Source organism: Bifidobacterium felsineum (assembly GCF_002802915.1).
GTDB lineage: Bacteria > Actinomycetota > Actinomycetes > Actinomycetales > Bifidobacteriaceae > Bifidobacterium > Bifidobacterium felsineum.
The window spans coordinates 184,674-200,822 of the sequence record NZ_PEBJ01000001.1; the positions used below are offsets into that span (position 1 = coordinate 184,674).

The window sequence follows — 16,149 nt, forward strand, 5'->3', positions numbered from 1 at the left end:
AGAGGTCCTATATATCTGCGTATACATCTGCGGCATGCCCGTGTCGTTTCAATATCGCGCGTATCGTGATGCGCGATGAAAGATTCCGTAGTTTCCTCACCGCGCACCAAGCGAACGCCGACCTTCGAACGCACCCCGCACGACATCCTGATTGGCGCATTGCTGGTTCTTGCGGGCGGTACATTGTGGGGCGTCAACGCCACCGTATCCAAACTGCTGATGGGCAACTACCATGCCGACCCGCTGTGGATCGCGTGTGTGCGCGAACTGGCGGCCGGCGCAATCTTCATCGCATGCTCCGCATCGTTCACACCGAAGCTGCTGATTGGCGCGCTCAAGGACCGTCGCTCCTATCTGAAACTTGTGGCGTGCTCGCTGATTTGCGTACTGTTCGTGCAGGTCGCATATCTCAAAGCCATCGATTGGACCAATTCGGGCACCGCAACCGTGCTGCAGACGCTGAACCTGCTGTTCGTGCTGGCCATCGTGTGCGTGCGCGGTCAGCGACTGCCGCGAATTAAGGAGAGCATCGGCATCGCACTGGCGTTCGCTGGCACTGTGCTCATCGCCACCGGAGGCGATTTGAGCCAACTGAGTCTGCCGCTCGCCGGACTGTTTTGGGGATTATTGGACGCGCTGTGCACTTCCATCATGTCGATTGCGCCGATTGCGATGATGGCACGGTGGGGGAACTTCACCGTCAACGGCATCATGTTCGTGATTTCCGGGCTGATTCTACTGCCGATTGTGCGGCCGTGGGCCAATGCGCCCTCATTGGACGCATTCGGGCTGGTTTTGGTGGCGTTCACGATTGTCGGCGGTACATTCGGCGCATATTGGCTGTTTTTGGCCGGAACACAGCGGTGCGGGGCGATGCGCGCCACGATGCTCGGCACCAGCGAGCCGGTCACCGCCACGATCACCGGCGTGCTGTTCGCCGGAGCGGTGTTTACTCCCACTGATTTGGCCGGATTCGCGATGATTCTGATCATGGTGTTCCTGGTGCGGTGAGGATGCGATAGCCAGTGGCTTATTTTTTCGAAAAGATAGGGAACCTCGTGAAAATGAGCCGCTGACGGTGATTCAGCGGCTCAAAATTTCGAAGAAAATGTACAGTTCGTGAAATTACGACACTGAGATGATGTGAGTGACGTCTTTTCACGAAGTGTGGGCTCATTTCGAGAATTTACGCCACTGAGAGTTCGTCAGTGGCTTCTTTTCACGAAGTCGCGGTTTATTTCAAAATTTTACCGAGATGTGACCAATCGCACAGCCATACGTAACCGAGCGGGCGACTCGGCGGGCAGGGCGCGATACATAATGAAACCATGACAATTGCAACACCGGAACGTTATGCCGAAATGCTTGACGCCGCCCGCCGTGGCGGATACGCCTACCCTGCCATCAATGTGACCAGCTCGCAGACGCTGAACGCCGCGTTGAAGGGCTTTGCCGATGCCGAGTCAGACGGCATCATTCAGATTTCCGTGGGCGGTTCGGCGTACGTGTCCGGTCAGGGCGTGAACGACCGCGTCACCGGTTCGCTGGCGCTCGCCGCATTCGCGCACGTGGTTGCGGCCAAGTACCCGAACATCACCGTGGCGCTGCACACCGACCATTGCGCCAAGCAGTACTTGGACGACTGGGTGCGCCCGCTGCTGGCCTATGAGGCGGACGAAGTGGCGCACGGCAAGGAGCCGACGTTCCAGTCGCACATGTGGGATGGCTCCACCGTGCCGCTGGGCGAGAATCTGAACATCGCCGAGGAGCTGCTGGAGAAATCCCAGGCGGCGCACACCGTGCTTGAGATTGAAATCGGTGCGGTTGGCGGCGAAGAGGATGGCCACTCCGCTGAAATCAACGAAAAGCTATACTCCACGCCGGAGGACGGTCTGGAAGTGGCCCGTCGACTCGGACTGGGGGAGCGCGGACGCTACATGGCCGCGTTCACCTTCGGCAACGTGCACGGTGCATACAAGCCCGGCGTCGTGAAGCTGCGCCCGGCACTGTTGGGTGAGATTCAGGCCCGCGTGGCTCGTGCCGTGGCGGAAGGCGAACTGCCGAGCGCTGCCGGCCAGGTGGAATTCCCGAACGGCAAACCATTCGAGCTCGTGTTCCACGGCGGCTCGGGTTCGCGCCCGGAGGAGATCGCGGAGGCGGTGAGCTACGGCGTGGTCAAGATGAACATCGACACCGATACGCAGTATGCCTTCACGCGCCCGATTGCCGACCATGTGTTCGAGAACTACGACAAGGTGTTGAAGATCGACGGCGAAGTGGGCGAGAAGAAGTTCTACGACCCGCGCTCCTGGGGTCGCAAGGCCGAAGCCGGCATGACCCAGCGCGTGATCGAGGCCTGCCAGCAGCTCGGTTCCGCCGGTAAGGCGCTGAAGTAAGCGCATCGGCGGAGCGGCCTGCTGGCTCTAGTCCCAGCCTTCCAATGTGCAGCTTTCAGTGCCGATGTCGTCAGCTCTTTTCCGGGCCATCCAAGGCTCTACAGCTTTCAGCTGTTATGGCGCAGTACTTGTTGAAATAGTCAAGATTTGAGCAGTAGGAAAGGAATGGCGGGGTTATGACATTGGAAAATAGTGACGCTGCGCAAGCGCTGGTGCAAGAAATCGTACGTCGTATTGTGCGTGATACGAGCAAAATGGCTGTTTCGTTCACGCCTGAACTCGATGTGCGCCCTGATTTGCTGGGGAATTTTATCGGAGGCGATTCATATTGGTCGCCTCAGGGCGTTCCGGTCACATCGGCGGACGGTTCCCCGTTGTACCCGTTGATGCAGATCCGCTGCACGGAGCCCAGTCTGCCAGGGTACCCCACGCGGGGGCTGCTTCAGTTCTTCATCGGCACGGACATTATGTATGGCTGTGATTTATCCGCCGACTACGATAGCGAAGCCGACAACGATAATCGGTGCGTGCGCTATATTCCTGAGGTTCCGTCCGTGCTTAGCGGTGCTGAGATTGTGCGGCTTCCGCATATCGGTGCTGATTCCGACCCTGATCTGCACACGCCATTCCGGTCGAATTTCCATGGTTGCGCGCTGCGGCCGGCGCTTATCGAAGATCCTGTGTCGCACGAATGCGACGAGTTCGAGCCGGCGTACGAAAGCATCATTGCGGAGTTTGACCCCGCTGTGATCGAGGCAACCGAGGATGCTGTGGGCGATCTTGATCAAGCGGTGATGGACCAACTCAACGCAGTGTCTCCCGGTTCGTGGTTCCAGATGGGCGGCCACCCGGTGTTCACCCAGTCCGACGTGCGCGAGGACTATGACGATGAGCTCGTGCTGCTGAAGGTGGATAGCTACGACGACGTGCTGATGTGGGGCGATTCCGGCTGCGCGAACTTCCTCATTCGCCGCGAGGATCTCGAACAGCTCGATTTCTCCCATGTGCTGTACACATGGGATTGCCTCTGAGCTCTGGTTCTCCGGCGCGGGGGCATGCGTGGCGTGAGACCGGGCCTTCCGCGAGTAGAGGCCGTAAGGTAACCTAGTCCCCGGCGGAAACGTACGTGGGAACGCGGCGGCAACGCGCGAAAACGTGCAGAATAACGCGCAAAACACGTACCAAACAACGTACAACAGTGTGCAAATCGGGGAGGCCAACATGCCTGGAATTGTTCTTATTGGTGCCCAGTGGGGCGACGAAGGTAAAGGCAAGGCAACCGATCTGATCGGCACCAAGGTCGATTACGTCGCACGTTTCAACGGCGGCAACAACGCTGGCCATAGCGTCGTGGTCGGCAACGAATCCTACGCCCTGCACCTGCTGCCCTCCGGCATCATCAACCCGCACCTGACCCCGGTGATTGGCAACGGCGTTGTGGTCGACCCGGAAGTGCTGTTCCAGGAGATTGACGGCCTCGAGGCCCGCGGCATCGACTGCTCCCACTTGAAGGTGAGTGAGGCGGCACACATCATCGCCCCATACCACCGCACGCTCGATAAGGTCACCGAGCGCTTCCTCGGCAAGCACAAGATCGGCACCACCGGCCGCGGCATCGGCCCGGCCTACGCGGACAAGATCAACCGCGTCGGCATCCGCGTCCACGACCTGTTCAACGCCAAGCACCTGCACGACAAGGTTGAGGCCAGCCTGCACCAGAAGAACCAGATGCTGGTCAAGCTCTACAACCGTCGCCCGATCGACGTGGACCAGACCACTGATGAGCTCTTGAAGCTCGGCGAACGCCTGAAGCCGTACGTGGCCAACACCGGCCTGATCTTGAACAAGGCGCTCGATGAGGGCAAGACCGTGCTGTTCGAAGGCGCACAGGCCACCATGCTCGATGTGGACCACGGCACCTACCCGTTCGTCACCTCCTCCAACCCGACCGCCGGCGGCGCCTGCACCGGCACCGGCGTGGGCCCCACCAAGATCACCCGCGTGATCGGCGTCTCCAAGGCGTACGCGACCCGCGTGGGCGAAGGCCCATTCCCCACCGAGCTGTTTGACGAGTCCGGCGAATGGCTGCGCCAACAGGGCCACGAATTCGGTGTGACCACTGGCCGCCCACGTCGCTGCGGTTGGTTCGACGCCGTCGTGAACCGTTACGCCTCCCAGGTCAACGGCTTGACCGACATCGTGCTCACCAAGCTCGACGTGCTCACCGGCCTCAAGGAAATCCCGATCTGCGTGGCCTACGACGTGGACGGCGAACGTCACGACGATATGCCGACCGATCAGGCCGCTTTCGCCGCCGCCAAGCCGATCTACGAGACCATGCCGGGCTGGGATGAAGACATCTCCGACTGCCACACGTTCGAGGAGCTGCCCGCCACCTGCCAGGATTACGTGAAGCGCCTCGAGGAGCTCAGCAACTGCCGCATCTCCGCCATCGGCACCGGCCCGCAGCGCGATCACATCATTTCCGTGCACTCGCTGATCGACTGAGCCCGTCCGCTTGGCCCTAGGCTTATTAGTTGGATATATGACTCATGTCCGATAACACAAGCGATGACGTTAACGCTGAGGTTGCGGACGCGGCTTCTACTGCTGCTTCCGCAACCCCAGCCCCAACAACTCCAGCAGCTCCAGCCCCAGTAGTCGCACCGGCTCCCACTGCCGAGCCGCAACCCAGCACGATGGAAATCTCCGCGGCCCAGGTTCGCGCACAATCCATGCCCAAGCCACAGGGCGCCGCGGCCGTAGCCAATCCGCCGAAGATTCCGCTGGCCCCAATGAAGAAAATGCAGGCCCGATTCAATCCGCTGGCCGACGGCATGGTCTACCTCGTGGTCTTCCTCGGTGGCACGCTCGGCACCGCCCTGCGCTATGGCTTGAGCTTCCTCGTGCCCGCCACCGCGCAGCCGCTGGGCTTCTGGCATTTCTTCCACCTGCCCACATTCATCGCGAACATGTGCGCATGCTTCATCTTCGCATGCCTGACCTCGTACCTTTCGCAAGCGGCCTGGATCCGCAAGCGCACACGGCAGCTGGTGTCCCGCGGCTTTGGCATGGGCATGTGCGGCGGCTTCTCCACGCTCTCCGCCCTGGCGATCGAGGAACTGACCTCCCTGCAGACCAGCCATGTACTTGGCGCGGTGTTCTATCTGCTGTTCAGCTTCGTATGCGGTCTGATTGTCGCCGCGGTCGGCGCCAAGCTCGGCTTGGTGATCACCGCTCGCAAAACCGCTCGACTTGCCGCTGAAGCACTGCAGCGTCAACAAGCACAAGGTGGATCGGGTCGCCATGTGACTGTCGGCGAAACTGTGCTGCTCAACTCGCCAAATGCAGCCGATTCGACTGCTTCGACTCAATCAGCTGATGCATCGGCGACTGCTGCGCCTGCTGCCGCGGATGTTCCGTCCGCTTTTACCGGCGGTACGCCTGTACCCGCCGAGAATCCAAACGATGCTCCAGCAACTCCAACGGCCGCTCCGCTGGCCCCAACGGCGCCCGCTGAACCATCGTTCGAACCGGCACCCATCACCGACGAAATCCCCCTCACTGGAGATCCAACTACCGGGGAGGCCCACTGATGACTTACTTGCTCGTGTGCCTATGCGGCGGCCTTGGCGCCACTGCACGTTTCGTATTGAACACGTCGATTCAGCAGACCTGGAAGCGACTGTTCCCTCTATCCACGTTCGTCATCAATGTGATCGCCACATTCTGCGCAGGTCTGGCTGCCGCCGCTTATGCCCAGCAGGTGGTGCCGGAATCCACGTATCTGCTGTTCGTGACCGGTTTCCTCGGCGGTTTCTCCACGTTCTCCACGGCGATCAACGAGATGGTTTCGCTGTTCCGCAACCGTCACTTCGGCATGGCCACGTTCTATTTGATCGCGACTATTGTGGTGCCGATCATCTGCGTGACGCTCGGCTGGCTCGTCGGCAGCACTGTGCACTGATTATCCGCTAGCCGGCCTCCACGTTATGCGCGTGTAACGAATCGCGCGCACGGTAACGCAAGAGAAACCTTGGTGCAACGGCATCCGTGGATTGCCTCTCTAGATTGAAAATCAATCCAGAGAGGACAGTTATATGACAGCCGTAACTCTATCAGTGCGGCGTCATCGACTGGGATTATTGCTTATATCCGCAATTTTCGCCCTATTGATGGCGCTATGTATCAGTCTTACTTCGCCCGGCCGCGCATTCGCAGCCGAAGCCGTTCCCACTTGCAATCCAACTGCGACCAATGGCTGCGTCAACGGCATCCTGCAGGATGCCAACAAGCAGCCGATCGCCAACGTCGAGCTCAAACTTTCCGGTAAGGAATCCGCCACCGCAACCACGGACGCACAAGGCAACTGGGCGTTCTCGGTCTCCGCGGACGGCAAATACACCGTCACCATGGACGAATCGGTGGCCAAGCAATATGGCCTCAAAGCCGCCACCGCACAGGTGGAGATAGAAAAGAACAGTTTCGACAAAGCTCGCCAAGTGGTCAGGTTCGATAAACCCGCGCCGGCCGCCGCAACATCCGGCAGCGGTGGCAGCGGCGCGAGCAGCTCAGGCAAAACCAGCACATCCGCCAACACCAACTCCGACGCCGCAACCACTACCAACGGTTCCGCAATCGGCGCCAACATCGGCAAACGCGTCTGGCAGCAGCTGTTCTCCGGCATCATCTTCGGCCTGATGCTCGGCCTGATGAGCGTGGGCATGAACCTGGTGTACGGCACCACAGGGCTGAGCTCCTTCTCCCACGGCGAGCAGGTCTCGCTTGGCGGTCTGATGGCCTACGTCGGCACCCAGGTGCTGCACTGGCCGCTAATCCCATCCGCGATTTTCGCAGTGCTCATCGGCGCGCTTACCGGCTGGATTCAGAACGAAATCATCTGGGCGCCGCTACGCCGCAAGCGCGTGGGTACCATGCAGCAGATGATCGTGACCATCGGTCTTTCCATGGCCCTGCAGTACACCTTCCAGTTCTTCTTCGGCGGCGATATCAAAGGCATCACCAAATCAGTGTCCGCCAGCTTCAATATCGGCCCGGTCACCACTGATGCACCAACGTTGATCGCGGCAACCATCGCCATCATCGTGATCGTCGGCGTGAGCCTGTTCCTATATCGCACCAGACTCGGCCGCGCCACGCGAGCTGTGTCCGACAATGCCGCGCTCGCCGCAGCATCCGGTATCAACGTGGAACAAGTCGTGCGCATCGTATGGATTCTCTCCTGCGGCATGGCGGCGCTCTCCGGCGTACTGCTGGGCATCTACCTGAACGGCATCTCCTGGAACACCGGCGCAACCTTGCTGCTACTGATGTTCGCAGCGGTTACATTGGGCGGCCTCGGTACCGCGAACGGCGCACTCGTCGGCTCCCTGATCATCGGCATCGTGGCGGATATGAGCTCGCTCATCATCCCCAATGACATGCGTTACGCCAGCGCGCTGGCAATTCTTATCATCGTCTTGCTGATTCGCCCGCAGGGTCTGTTCGGCAAGCAGCAAAGGGTGGGCTGAATCATGGATTTTCTCACTATTATTTCCGATACATTGGGCGAACTGATCGCCCCGACCACTGCGGCCTATGTGCTGGCCGCAATCGGCCTCAATATTCACTTCGGCATGACCGGTTTGATGAACATGGGTCAGGCGGGATTCATGCTGCTGGGCGCCTACGGATTCGCCGTCACCCAGTCGATGGGCGCGAACCTGTTCGCCTCGGTGTGCGCGGCCATCGCGCTCGCTGTGATTTATGCGCTGCTGCTTGGCATTCCGACCCTGAAACTCGGCCCTGATTATCTGGCTATGGTGACGCTCGCCGCCGCGGAAATCATCCGTATTATTGGCCGCTCCACAGCCATGACCAAGATTACCGGCGGCTCCGCAGGCATCTCACCGCAGGACTTCACCACCCAGTTCGAAGGCACGTCGCCGCTGCCCAATGGCGCGACAACCTTCCTGCTGTGGACGTATAACAACAACATCGCGAACTCCTGGTGGCTGCGCATCGTGGCCTGGATACTGGTGGCTGTGGCGGCACTGCTGTGCTGGCGATGGTTCCACTCCCCGTGGGGACGCGTGCTGAAAGGCATCCGCGAGGATGAGAACGCGATTCGCTCGCTCGGCAAGAACGTGACCACCTACAAGATGCAGGCGCTGATTCTCGGCGGTATTTTCGGTGCACTCGGCGGCATCATCTTCGTGCTGCCGCGCTCGGTGCAGCCGGATTCGCTGGGCCGTGCGGTGACGTTCTATACATGGACGATTCTGCTGCTCGGCGGTGCGGCCACGATTTTCGGCCCGATTCTGGGCTCCTGCCTGCTGTGGGTGCTGCTCACCTTCGTCAAGGAAGTGATGCGCGGGGCCATTCCAGACACGGTGATCTCCTCGAACCAGGTGGAATCGCTCGGTTGGGTGATCGTAGGCGTGGCCCTGATGTGCCTCGTGATATTCAGACCGCAAGGCCTCCTGGGAGATCGAAAGGAGCTGGCGTTCGATGCGTGAAATAAAGGAAGTAAAGCCTGAGGTAAAGCCGTTCCAAGATCTTGCTAAGTGGGCCACCAAAGCCCCAGAGGGCGAGAAGCTGATCTCCACCGCCTACGGCGACAAGGTCACCAAAGACCTGAAATTCGTGGACAACAAGCCCGGCGTGCACAAACCTGACCCGATTCTGGTGGCGGACCACGTGACCCGCAAATTCGGCGGTATGACCGCTGTGGACGTTGAGCATTTCGAAATCGAACGCCACGGCATCACCGCGCTGATCGGCCCGAATGGTGCCGGCAAAACCACGTTCTTCAATCTGATGACCGGTTTCGATACGCCGAACACCGGCGAATGGCGATTCGATGGGCGGGACATGGCTCACATGCAGCCGGAAAAAGTGGCGCGTATGGGCATGGTGCGCACCTTCCAGCTCACCAAAGTGATGAGCCGACTAACCGTGCTTGACAACATGCTGCTCGGCGCTCCCGTGCAGCCGGGTGAAGGCATGTTCCGCTCGTTGATCCCCGGATTGTGGAAGAAGCAGGAGCAGGAGAACGTCGAGAAAGCCGAGGCGCTGCTTGAACGTTTCCTGCTCATCAAAAAGAAGGATGATTTCGCCGGTTCGCTTTCCGGCGGCCAGCGCAAACTGCTCGAAATGGCACGGGCGCTGATGCGCGACCCGAAACTAGTGATGCTTGACGAGCCGATGGCCGGCGTCAATCCGGCGTTGAAGCAATCGCTATTAGACCACATCATGTCGCTGCGCGAGGAGGGCACCACCGTGTTGTTCGTGGAGCATGACATCAACATGGTGCGCCACATCGCCGACTGGGTCACCGTAATGGCCGAAGGCAAAATCGTGGCCGAAGGCCAGCCGAAGTCCGTGATGAACGATCCAGCGGTGATCGACGCCTACCTTGGCGCGCATGCCAACATCGACCTTGGCGATGATTCCGTCCTCGATTTGAAGGAAAGCGAGGAACACTGATGACTGACAACGAAGACACTTCAACTGTCGATACTTGCCCGCGTTCCGAAATCCACGTTGGAGAGCCGGCCGGTGAGCCATTGCTCGACGCCGTGGATCTGGTGGCCGGCTACCTGCCCGGCGTCAATATCCTGAATGGCGCTTCGCTTACCCTGCATAAAGGCGAGATTGTGGGCATTATCGGTCCGAACGGAGCTGGTAAATCCACGCTGCTGAAGTCCTTGTTTGGTCTGGTGCACATCCATTCCGGCAAGCTGATCTTCAAAGGCAACGACATCACCAATCTGCGCGCCGACAAGCTCGTCTCCCTCGGCGTGGGCTTCGTGCCACAGACCGAGAACGTGTTCCCCTCGCTCACCATCGCCGAAAACCTGCACATGGGCGCCTACCAGGCACCCAAAAAGTTCAACGAACGATTCGACTACGTCTGCTCGATCTTCCCCAAACTCGAGCAGCGCAAGGACCAGCTCGCCGGATCGCTTTCCGGTGGCGAACGGCAGATGGTGGCCATGGCCCGCGCCCTGATGATGAACCCATCCGTGCTGCTGCTTGACGAGCCTTCAGCCGGCTTGTCTCCAATGCTGCAGGACGAGACCTTCATCCGCGTGCGGCAGGTCAACAAAGCCGGTGTCTCCGTGATTATCGTCGAGCAGAATGCCCGCCGATGCTTACAGATTTGCGATCGAGGCTATGTGCTCGACCAGGGGCGCAATGCGTATTCCGGCCGCGGGCGCGATCTGCTCAACGATCCGAAGGTGATTTCCCTGTATTTGGGCAACCTCGAACAGGAGGTCGCCGAAGAAGGCCGTTGATGGCGTGTCTTCGTCGTTGCTCCTCGGTCGACGTACCTTCGTACGCCTTCCCTCGGTGCGCCTAGAAGCCACGCGCATCAACGACCTTCTTGCAGACGGCAGATGATACGTGCGTATAACGTGTTTGGTCACGCCTTCGGCTTCGGACGGGCGTCTCCGCACACATCACTTGCCTTCTTGTAGAAAGGCGTTGAGTTTTGGCTTCCTCTGATGAGGGAGCTGGCTCGCGATAGCGAGACTGAGGGAGAGATCGGCCGGGCGCAAGCATGCCCAAAATCATCTGTAAAAAATGCCTCAAAACCGCATGTTTCCAACAGTTTTCGGGCTTCATCAGCTGGTTACATGCGAACAATCTGCACGAATCAACCAGCGCATAGGCTCAAAGCCAAGATTTGAGAACGGGGAACAATCCACAACCGATTGCAAGACCCGATTGCAAGGCGCAGCTCCTGTTTTTCTCCTACTGCCAGCCTCAATCAATTGCATCAATCATTCGGCACCGCGTTTCCTTATCTCAATCGAAAAGACCACTGCCCGAAAGGGAATAGAGAGGATAGGTGGCTTTATGAATAAGAACATTAAGAAAACGTCCATGGCAATCATCGCCGCTACGGCTGCTGCGGTCATGGCGCTCGCGGGCTGCGGTTCGAGCGGCTCGGCATCTGGCGATTCCGGCGCGTCCGCCAAGAAGACCGATACCTTCGTACTCGGCGGGCTGTGGCCTGAAACCGGTTCCTTGGCATACCTGGCGCCGCCTGAGCTGGCCGCCGAAAAGCTGGCTGTTTCGGATATCAATGCGGCCGGCGGCGTGCTGGGCAAAGACATCACCACCACGGACGCCGATACATCCGACGCCGATCATGCCGATCAGAACTCCTCCGCAACCCAATCCGTAATGAGCAAGAACCCGTCGTTCGTCATCGGCCCGGCCTCCAGCGCCGTGGTCAAGAACGTGTATAAGACCATCACTTCGGCCAATGTGCCGATGCTTTCGATGGGTGCTACCAGCTCCGACTTCTCCGGCCTAAGCCCATACTTCTTCCGTACTGTGCCGCCGGACTCCGTGCAGGGCGCGGTTCTTGGCCAAGTCATCGCCCAAGATGGCGTGAAGAACCTGGCGGTCGCAGTCTTTAATGATGAATACGGCACCGGTTTGCGCGACACCATCGTCAAGACCGTTGAGGGTGCTGGTGTGAACGTGGTGTATGGCGCAGACAGCGCCTTCGACCCAACTGAGACCAACTTCTCCTCAATTGTGACCGCCATCAAGGCTTCAAACCCGGACGCCATCGCAATTGTGGCCTTCGACCAGACCAAGTCGCTGGTCAAGGAACTCGCATCCCAGGGCGTGGATACGCACAAGCTGTACTTCGTGGATGGCAACACTGCCGACTACTCCAAGGATCTTGACGCCGGTCTGCTCGAAGGCGCCAAGGGCACCATTCCGGGCGTGATGGCTTCCGACGAATTCCAGAAGAAGCTCGTCAAGGCATACGGCAAGGATATTTCCACCTTTACCTACGGCGCTGAGACCTATGACGGCATCATTCTCGCGGCCCTCGCCGCGCAGAAGGGCGGTTCCGCGGATGGCGCGACCATCCAGAAGAACATGGCCGCGGTCTCGGGTGCGAATGGTGGCACCAAGTGCAGCACCTACAAGGATTGCGTGGCCGCGCTGAAGTCCGGCAAGGAGATCACTTACAAGGGTCTGACCGGCATCGGTCCGTTCAATAAGAACAACGACCCGAGCTCCGCGAACATCGGCGTCTACGTGTTCGATGACCAGAACGTGCCGAAGTTCGATCACACCCAGGAAGGCAAGGTTCCGACCGACTGACGATGAGCATGACTCTGATTGCTGATTGTTAGGCGATTAGTAGGCTAAAAAAGTCCCGTTTGAGCGGCGGGACTTTTTTATGTTTCGGTATCGAACCGGTTCGACACGCCGGGTGGATTGGCGGTTGGGTTGCGGCGGCGATAATATCGAACCGGTTCGATACAGAAGGTGTGATCCGACGGCAGTCTGAAACGGTCAGCATTGAGCGCTTCAGAGGTTGCGAATACGTGACTCAGTGGTAGAGGGGTCGCGGCCGCCCGGTACATCGCACCCCGATACAACACAGGAGTTGCAGTGAAGAACAAAGTCCAACTCATCACTTACGCGGATCGCCTCGGCGACGGCACCATCGCCAGCATGACCGACATCCTGCGCACGCGCTTCAACGGCATTTACGACGGCGTGCACATCCTGCCATTCTTCACCCCATTCGATGGAGCGGATGCTGGCTTCGACCCGATCGACCACACCAAGGTCGACCCGCGCCTCGGCTCGTGGAACGACGTGGCCGAACTCTCCAAGACCCACAACATCATGGTGGACGCCATCGTGAATCACATGAGCTGGGAATCCGCTCAGTTCCAGGACGTACTCGCCAAGGGCGAGGAATCCGAATACTACCCGATGTTCCTCACGATGAGCTCCGTCTTCCCGAACGGCGCCACCGAGGAAGACCTGGCCGGCATCTACCGCCCGCGCCCGGGCCTGCCGTTCACCCACTACAAGTTCGCCGGCAAGACCCGCCTGGTATGGGTCAGCTTCACCCCGCAGCAGGTGGATATCGACACCGACTCCGACAAGGGCTGGGAATACCTGATGTCCATCTTCGACCAGATGGCCGCCAGTCACGTGAGCTACATCCGCCTCGATGCCGTCGGCTACGGCGCCAAGGAAGCCGGCACCAGCTGCTTCATGACCCCGAAGACCTTCAAACTCATCTCCCGTCTGCGCGAAGAGGGCATGAAGCGCGGCCTTGAAATCCTCATCGAGGTGCATTCCTACTACAAGAAGCAGGTCGAAATCGCCTCCAAGGTGGACCGCGTCTACGACTTCGCCCTGCCTCCGCTGCTCCTTCACTCCCTGTTCACCGGCCATGTCGAGCCGGTTGCGCACTGGACCGAGATCCGCCCGAACAACGCCGTCACCGTGCTCGATACGCACGACGGCATCGGCGTGATTGACATCGGCTCCGACCAGCTTGACCGTTCCTTGAAGGGCCTTGTGCCGGACGAGGATGTGGATAATCTGGTCAACACCATCCATGCCAACACCCACGGCGAATCCCAGGCCGCCACCGGCGCCGCCGCGTCGAACCTTGATCTGTATCAGGTCAATAGCACCTACTACTCCGCGCTCGGCTGCAACGACCAGCACTACATCGCCGCCCGCGCGGTGCAGTTCTTCCTGCCTGGTGTGCCGCAGGTCTACTACGTGGGCGCGCTTGCCGGCAAAAATGATATGGAACTGTTGCGCAAGACCAACAACGGCCGCGATATCAACCGTCACTACTACTCCACGGCTGAGATCGATGAGAATCTCGCCCGCCCGGTAGTGCGTGCGCTGAACGCGCTTGCCAAGTTCCGCAATGAACTGCCCGCATTCGACGGCGAATTCAGCTATGAGGTCGATGGTGATAAGTCCATCACCTTCCGTTGGACTGCCGCCGACGGTGCAACCGCTGCTGCACTCATCTTCGAGCCCGGCCGCGGCCTCGGTGCGGATAACACCGAGCCGGTCGCCAGCTTGGTCTGGACTGACTCCACCGGCGAACACCGCACCGACGATCTGCTGGGCGATCCGCCGGTGGCCAGCCTCTCCTAGTAGACGCCCTGAGTTCTTGTGCCTCTGCGCGCTTTTCGTGCGAAACGTGCGCTTAGGGTGCAAAAATGGGCTAATTTGCGCGCTTTTCGTGCGAAAAGTATTCAAAAGTGCGGGAGGATGAGAGACACACGTCTCGAACCGGTTCGACACGCCGAATCAATTAGGTCAAACGATTGACTCCGCGGTATTATCGAACCGGTTCGAAGCAGACGACATACGAGTCAACGCAGGAGTTGCCGCAAGAGGCCTCATAGGTCAGAGACACTGAAAGTCTCACCATCGGAAACCCCGCAGTTCGCACCACGGTTGCCGCCTTCCACGATCCGCATAACTACAGACGTCATCGAAGAGTCCTGTAAACCCATCAGCACAGGGAAGAGAACCATGGAAAACACCATCGAAACTGCAGCGGCGCCAAACGCACCCGCAGTCAATAGAAACGAACTCGACAGCTACGGTCGCCGCCCGTCCGTCCTGGACGTGTTCCGTCTGGGCGCCGGCTTCACCATCAGCCTTATCATCACCGGCATCGTGTGGGTGTCGCTGTCCTCCATCCTCGTGCCGCAGCTCGTGGATCAGATCGCCCCCGGCCAGCGCGAGGCCTTCATGGCCAGCATCAACTCCGTTGGCTCCGTGGTGGCACTGTTCGCCAACATCATCTTCGGTACTTTCTCCGACATCACCCGCTCCAAGTGGGGCAAGCGCACGCTGTGGATCATCAGCGGCGGCATCCTGTGCGGTGCCTGCGTGGCCGGCCTGCTCGTCACCCGCTCCCTGCCGCTCATCCTGCTGCTCTGGTGCGGCATGCAGCTGTTCTACAACTGGATGAACGCTCCGTTCGTCGCCACCCTGTCTGACCGCGTGCCGGACAAGTTCCGTGGCTCCGTCTCCTCCTTCATGGGTGCAGGCGGCGTGCTCGGCCAGACCTCAGGCTCCCTGGTCGGCTCCATGCTCATCAGCAACATCGACCTCGGCTTCGCCATCGGCGCTCTCGGCTTCGCCCTCGTCGGCATCATCGTGGTCGGCATCTGGCCGCGCGAACCCTCCAATGTGGACGAAGAGCGCGATCCGATCAGCGTGAAGATGGTGCTCAAGTCCTTCATCCCGCCGCACGGCAAGGGCTCCCGCAACTTCTACTACGCTCTGTTCGGCCGTCTGATGATGGTCGCCGGCTACCAGATGATCAACGGCTACCTGCTCTACGTGGTCAAGTACTACACCTTCTCCGACTCCGGCTACGATGCCGAACAGCTCAAGACCGCGGCCGCCGGCGTGATCGCCACCATGTCCGTGATCACCATGGTCGTCTCCCTGATCGCCGCCCTGGTCTCCGGCCCGATCTCCGATAAGCTCGGCATGCGCAAGATTCCGGTCGCTGCCGCCAGCGTGCTGTTCGCCATCGGCGCCGCAATGCCGTGGATCTTCCACAATGCATGGGGCATGTACCTGTTCGCCGCCATCGCCGGCTTCGGCTACGGCGTCTACAACGCCATCGACCAGGCTCTGAACGTCTCCATCCTGCCGAACCCGAAGGAAGCCGGTAAGGACCTCGGTGTGCTCAACATGGCCAACACCCTCTCCACCGTGCTCGGCTCCCTGCTCACCTCTGGCGTGGTGATGGCCACCGGCGGCAACTACGGTCTGGTGTTCCCGGTCTGCATCGTGGTGGTGCTCATCGCCGCCTTCCTGATCATGCAAATCAAGGGCATCAAGTAGCCCATAACCTAATCTTCTCCCGAAGAATTCCCTTAGTGATTGGCCCGTTTCGATTCCCACAAGGAACCGAGGCGGGCCG

General features: G+C 59.6%; 13 protein-coding genes. All 13 read left to right on the forward strand.

Annotated features, from left to right (window positions below; translation table 11 throughout):
- The first annotated feature begins 75 nt into the window (after positions 1 to 75).
- The 13 genes from CSQ86_RS00675 to CSQ86_RS00735 all read left to right on the forward strand — a co-directional run bounded on the left by CSQ86_RS00675 (position 76) and on the right by CSQ86_RS00735 (position 16,070).
- Positions 76 to 1,011, forward strand: a complete 936-nt coding sequence (locus tag CSQ86_RS00675) for a DMT family transporter (RefSeq protein ID WP_100493245.1) — start codon at positions 76 to 78, stop codon at positions 1,009 to 1,011.
- Between the two features lie 317 nt (positions 1,012 to 1,328).
- A complete protein-coding gene (gene fbaA / locus CSQ86_RS00680) occupies positions 1,329 to 2,396 on the forward strand; it encodes a class II fructose-bisphosphate aldolase (protein WP_100493246.1) in 1,068 nt (355 codons plus the stop codon).
- Positions 2,397 to 2,572: 176 nt separating this feature from the next.
- Positions 2,573 to 3,427 (forward strand): YwqG family protein, encoded by an 855-nt coding sequence (locus tag CSQ86_RS00685; RefSeq protein WP_100493247.1) that lies wholly within the window; start codon positions 2,573 to 2,575, stop codon positions 3,425 to 3,427.
- Between the two features lie 190 nt (positions 3,428 to 3,617).
- On the forward strand, positions 3,618 to 4,904 hold the full coding sequence (locus CSQ86_RS00690) for an adenylosuccinate synthase (protein WP_100493714.1): 1,287 nt from the start codon (positions 3,618 to 3,620) through the stop codon (positions 4,902 to 4,904).
- A gap of 44 nt (positions 4,905 to 4,948) precedes the next feature.
- Positions 4,949 to 5,992: a fluoride efflux transporter FluC gene (locus CSQ86_RS00695; protein WP_117434547.1), complete on the forward strand. Its 1,044-nt coding sequence runs from the start codon at positions 4,949 to 4,951 to the stop codon at positions 5,990 to 5,992.
- On the forward strand, positions 5,992 to 6,363 hold the full coding sequence (locus CSQ86_RS00700; RefSeq protein ID WP_165773686.1) for a fluoride efflux transporter FluC: 372 nt from the start codon (positions 5,992 to 5,994) through the stop codon (positions 6,361 to 6,363). Before CSQ86_RS00695 ends, CSQ86_RS00700 begins: the two co-directional genes overlap by 1 nt.
- A 133-nt stretch (positions 6,364 to 6,496) precedes the next feature.
- Positions 6,497 to 7,927, forward strand: a complete 1,431-nt coding sequence (locus tag CSQ86_RS00705; RefSeq protein WP_100493249.1) for an ABC transporter permease subunit — start codon at positions 6,497 to 6,499, stop codon at positions 7,925 to 7,927.
- 3 nt (positions 7,928 to 7,930) lie between these two features.
- Complete coding sequence (locus CSQ86_RS00710) at positions 7,931 to 8,914, forward strand: branched-chain amino acid ABC transporter permease (protein ID WP_100493250.1); 984 nt, start codon at positions 7,931 to 7,933, stop codon at positions 8,912 to 8,914.
- Positions 8,907 to 9,884 (forward strand): ABC transporter ATP-binding protein, encoded by a 978-nt coding sequence (locus CSQ86_RS00715; protein ID WP_100493251.1) that lies wholly within the window; start codon positions 8,907 to 8,909, stop codon positions 9,882 to 9,884. Before CSQ86_RS00710 ends, CSQ86_RS00715 begins: the two co-directional genes overlap by 8 nt.
- Positions 9,884 to 10,696, forward strand: a complete 813-nt coding sequence (locus tag CSQ86_RS00720) for an ABC transporter ATP-binding protein (RefSeq protein WP_100493252.1) — start codon at positions 9,884 to 9,886, stop codon at positions 10,694 to 10,696. The genes CSQ86_RS00715 and CSQ86_RS00720 overlap by 1 nt, the downstream gene beginning before the upstream one ends.
- Before the next feature lie 565 nt (positions 10,697 to 11,261).
- On the forward strand, positions 11,262 to 12,533 hold the full coding sequence (locus tag CSQ86_RS00725) for an ABC transporter substrate-binding protein (RefSeq protein WP_240542210.1): 1,272 nt from the start codon (positions 11,262 to 11,264) through the stop codon (positions 12,531 to 12,533).
- A gap of 294 nt (positions 12,534 to 12,827) precedes the next feature.
- Complete coding sequence (gtfA, locus tag CSQ86_RS00730) at positions 12,828 to 14,354, forward strand: sucrose phosphorylase (protein ID WP_100493253.1); 1,527 nt, start codon at positions 12,828 to 12,830, stop codon at positions 14,352 to 14,354.
- A 384-nt stretch (positions 14,355 to 14,738) separates the two neighbouring features.
- The gene (locus CSQ86_RS00735) at positions 14,739 to 16,070 is read left to right on the forward strand and encodes an MFS transporter (RefSeq protein ID WP_100493254.1); all 1,332 of its coding nucleotides are present in this window, start codon (positions 14,739 to 14,741) and stop codon (positions 16,068 to 16,070) included.
- The last annotated feature ends 79 nt before the right edge of the window (positions 16,071 to 16,149 follow it).

Coding starts and splice junctions, on each gene's coding strand:
- CSQ86_RS00675 (WP_100493245.1), top strand. CDS start 76: ATGAAAGATTCCGTAGTTTCCTCACCGCGCACCAAGCGAACGCCGACC.
- fbaA (WP_100493246.1), top strand. CDS start 1,329: ATGACAATTGCAACACCGGAACGTTATGCCGAAATGCTTGACGCCGCC.
- CSQ86_RS00685 (WP_100493247.1), top strand. CDS start 2,573: ATGACATTGGAAAATAGTGACGCTGCGCAAGCGCTGGTGCAAGAAATC.
- CSQ86_RS00690 (WP_100493714.1), top strand. CDS start 3,618: ATGCCTGGAATTGTTCTTATTGGTGCCCAGTGGGGCGACGAAGGTAAA.
- CSQ86_RS00695 (WP_117434547.1), top strand. CDS start 4,949: ATGTCCGATAACACAAGCGATGACGTTAACGCTGAGGTTGCGGACGCG.
- CSQ86_RS00700 (WP_165773686.1), top strand. CDS start 5,992: ATGACTTACTTGCTCGTGTGCCTATGCGGCGGCCTTGGCGCCACTGCA.
- CSQ86_RS00705 (WP_100493249.1), top strand. CDS start 6,497: ATGACAGCCGTAACTCTATCAGTGCGGCGTCATCGACTGGGATTATTG.
- CSQ86_RS00710 (WP_100493250.1), top strand. CDS start 7,931: ATGGATTTTCTCACTATTATTTCCGATACATTGGGCGAACTGATCGCC.
- CSQ86_RS00715 (WP_100493251.1), top strand. CDS start 8,907: ATGCGTGAAATAAAGGAAGTAAAGCCTGAGGTAAAGCCGTTCCAAGAT.
- CSQ86_RS00720 (WP_100493252.1), top strand. CDS start 9,884: ATGACTGACAACGAAGACACTTCAACTGTCGATACTTGCCCGCGTTCC.
- CSQ86_RS00725 (WP_240542210.1), top strand. CDS start 11,262: ATGAATAAGAACATTAAGAAAACGTCCATGGCAATCATCGCCGCTACG.
- CSQ86_RS00735 (WP_100493254.1), top strand. CDS start 14,739: ATGGAAAACACCATCGAAACTGCAGCGGCGCCAAACGCACCCGCAGTC.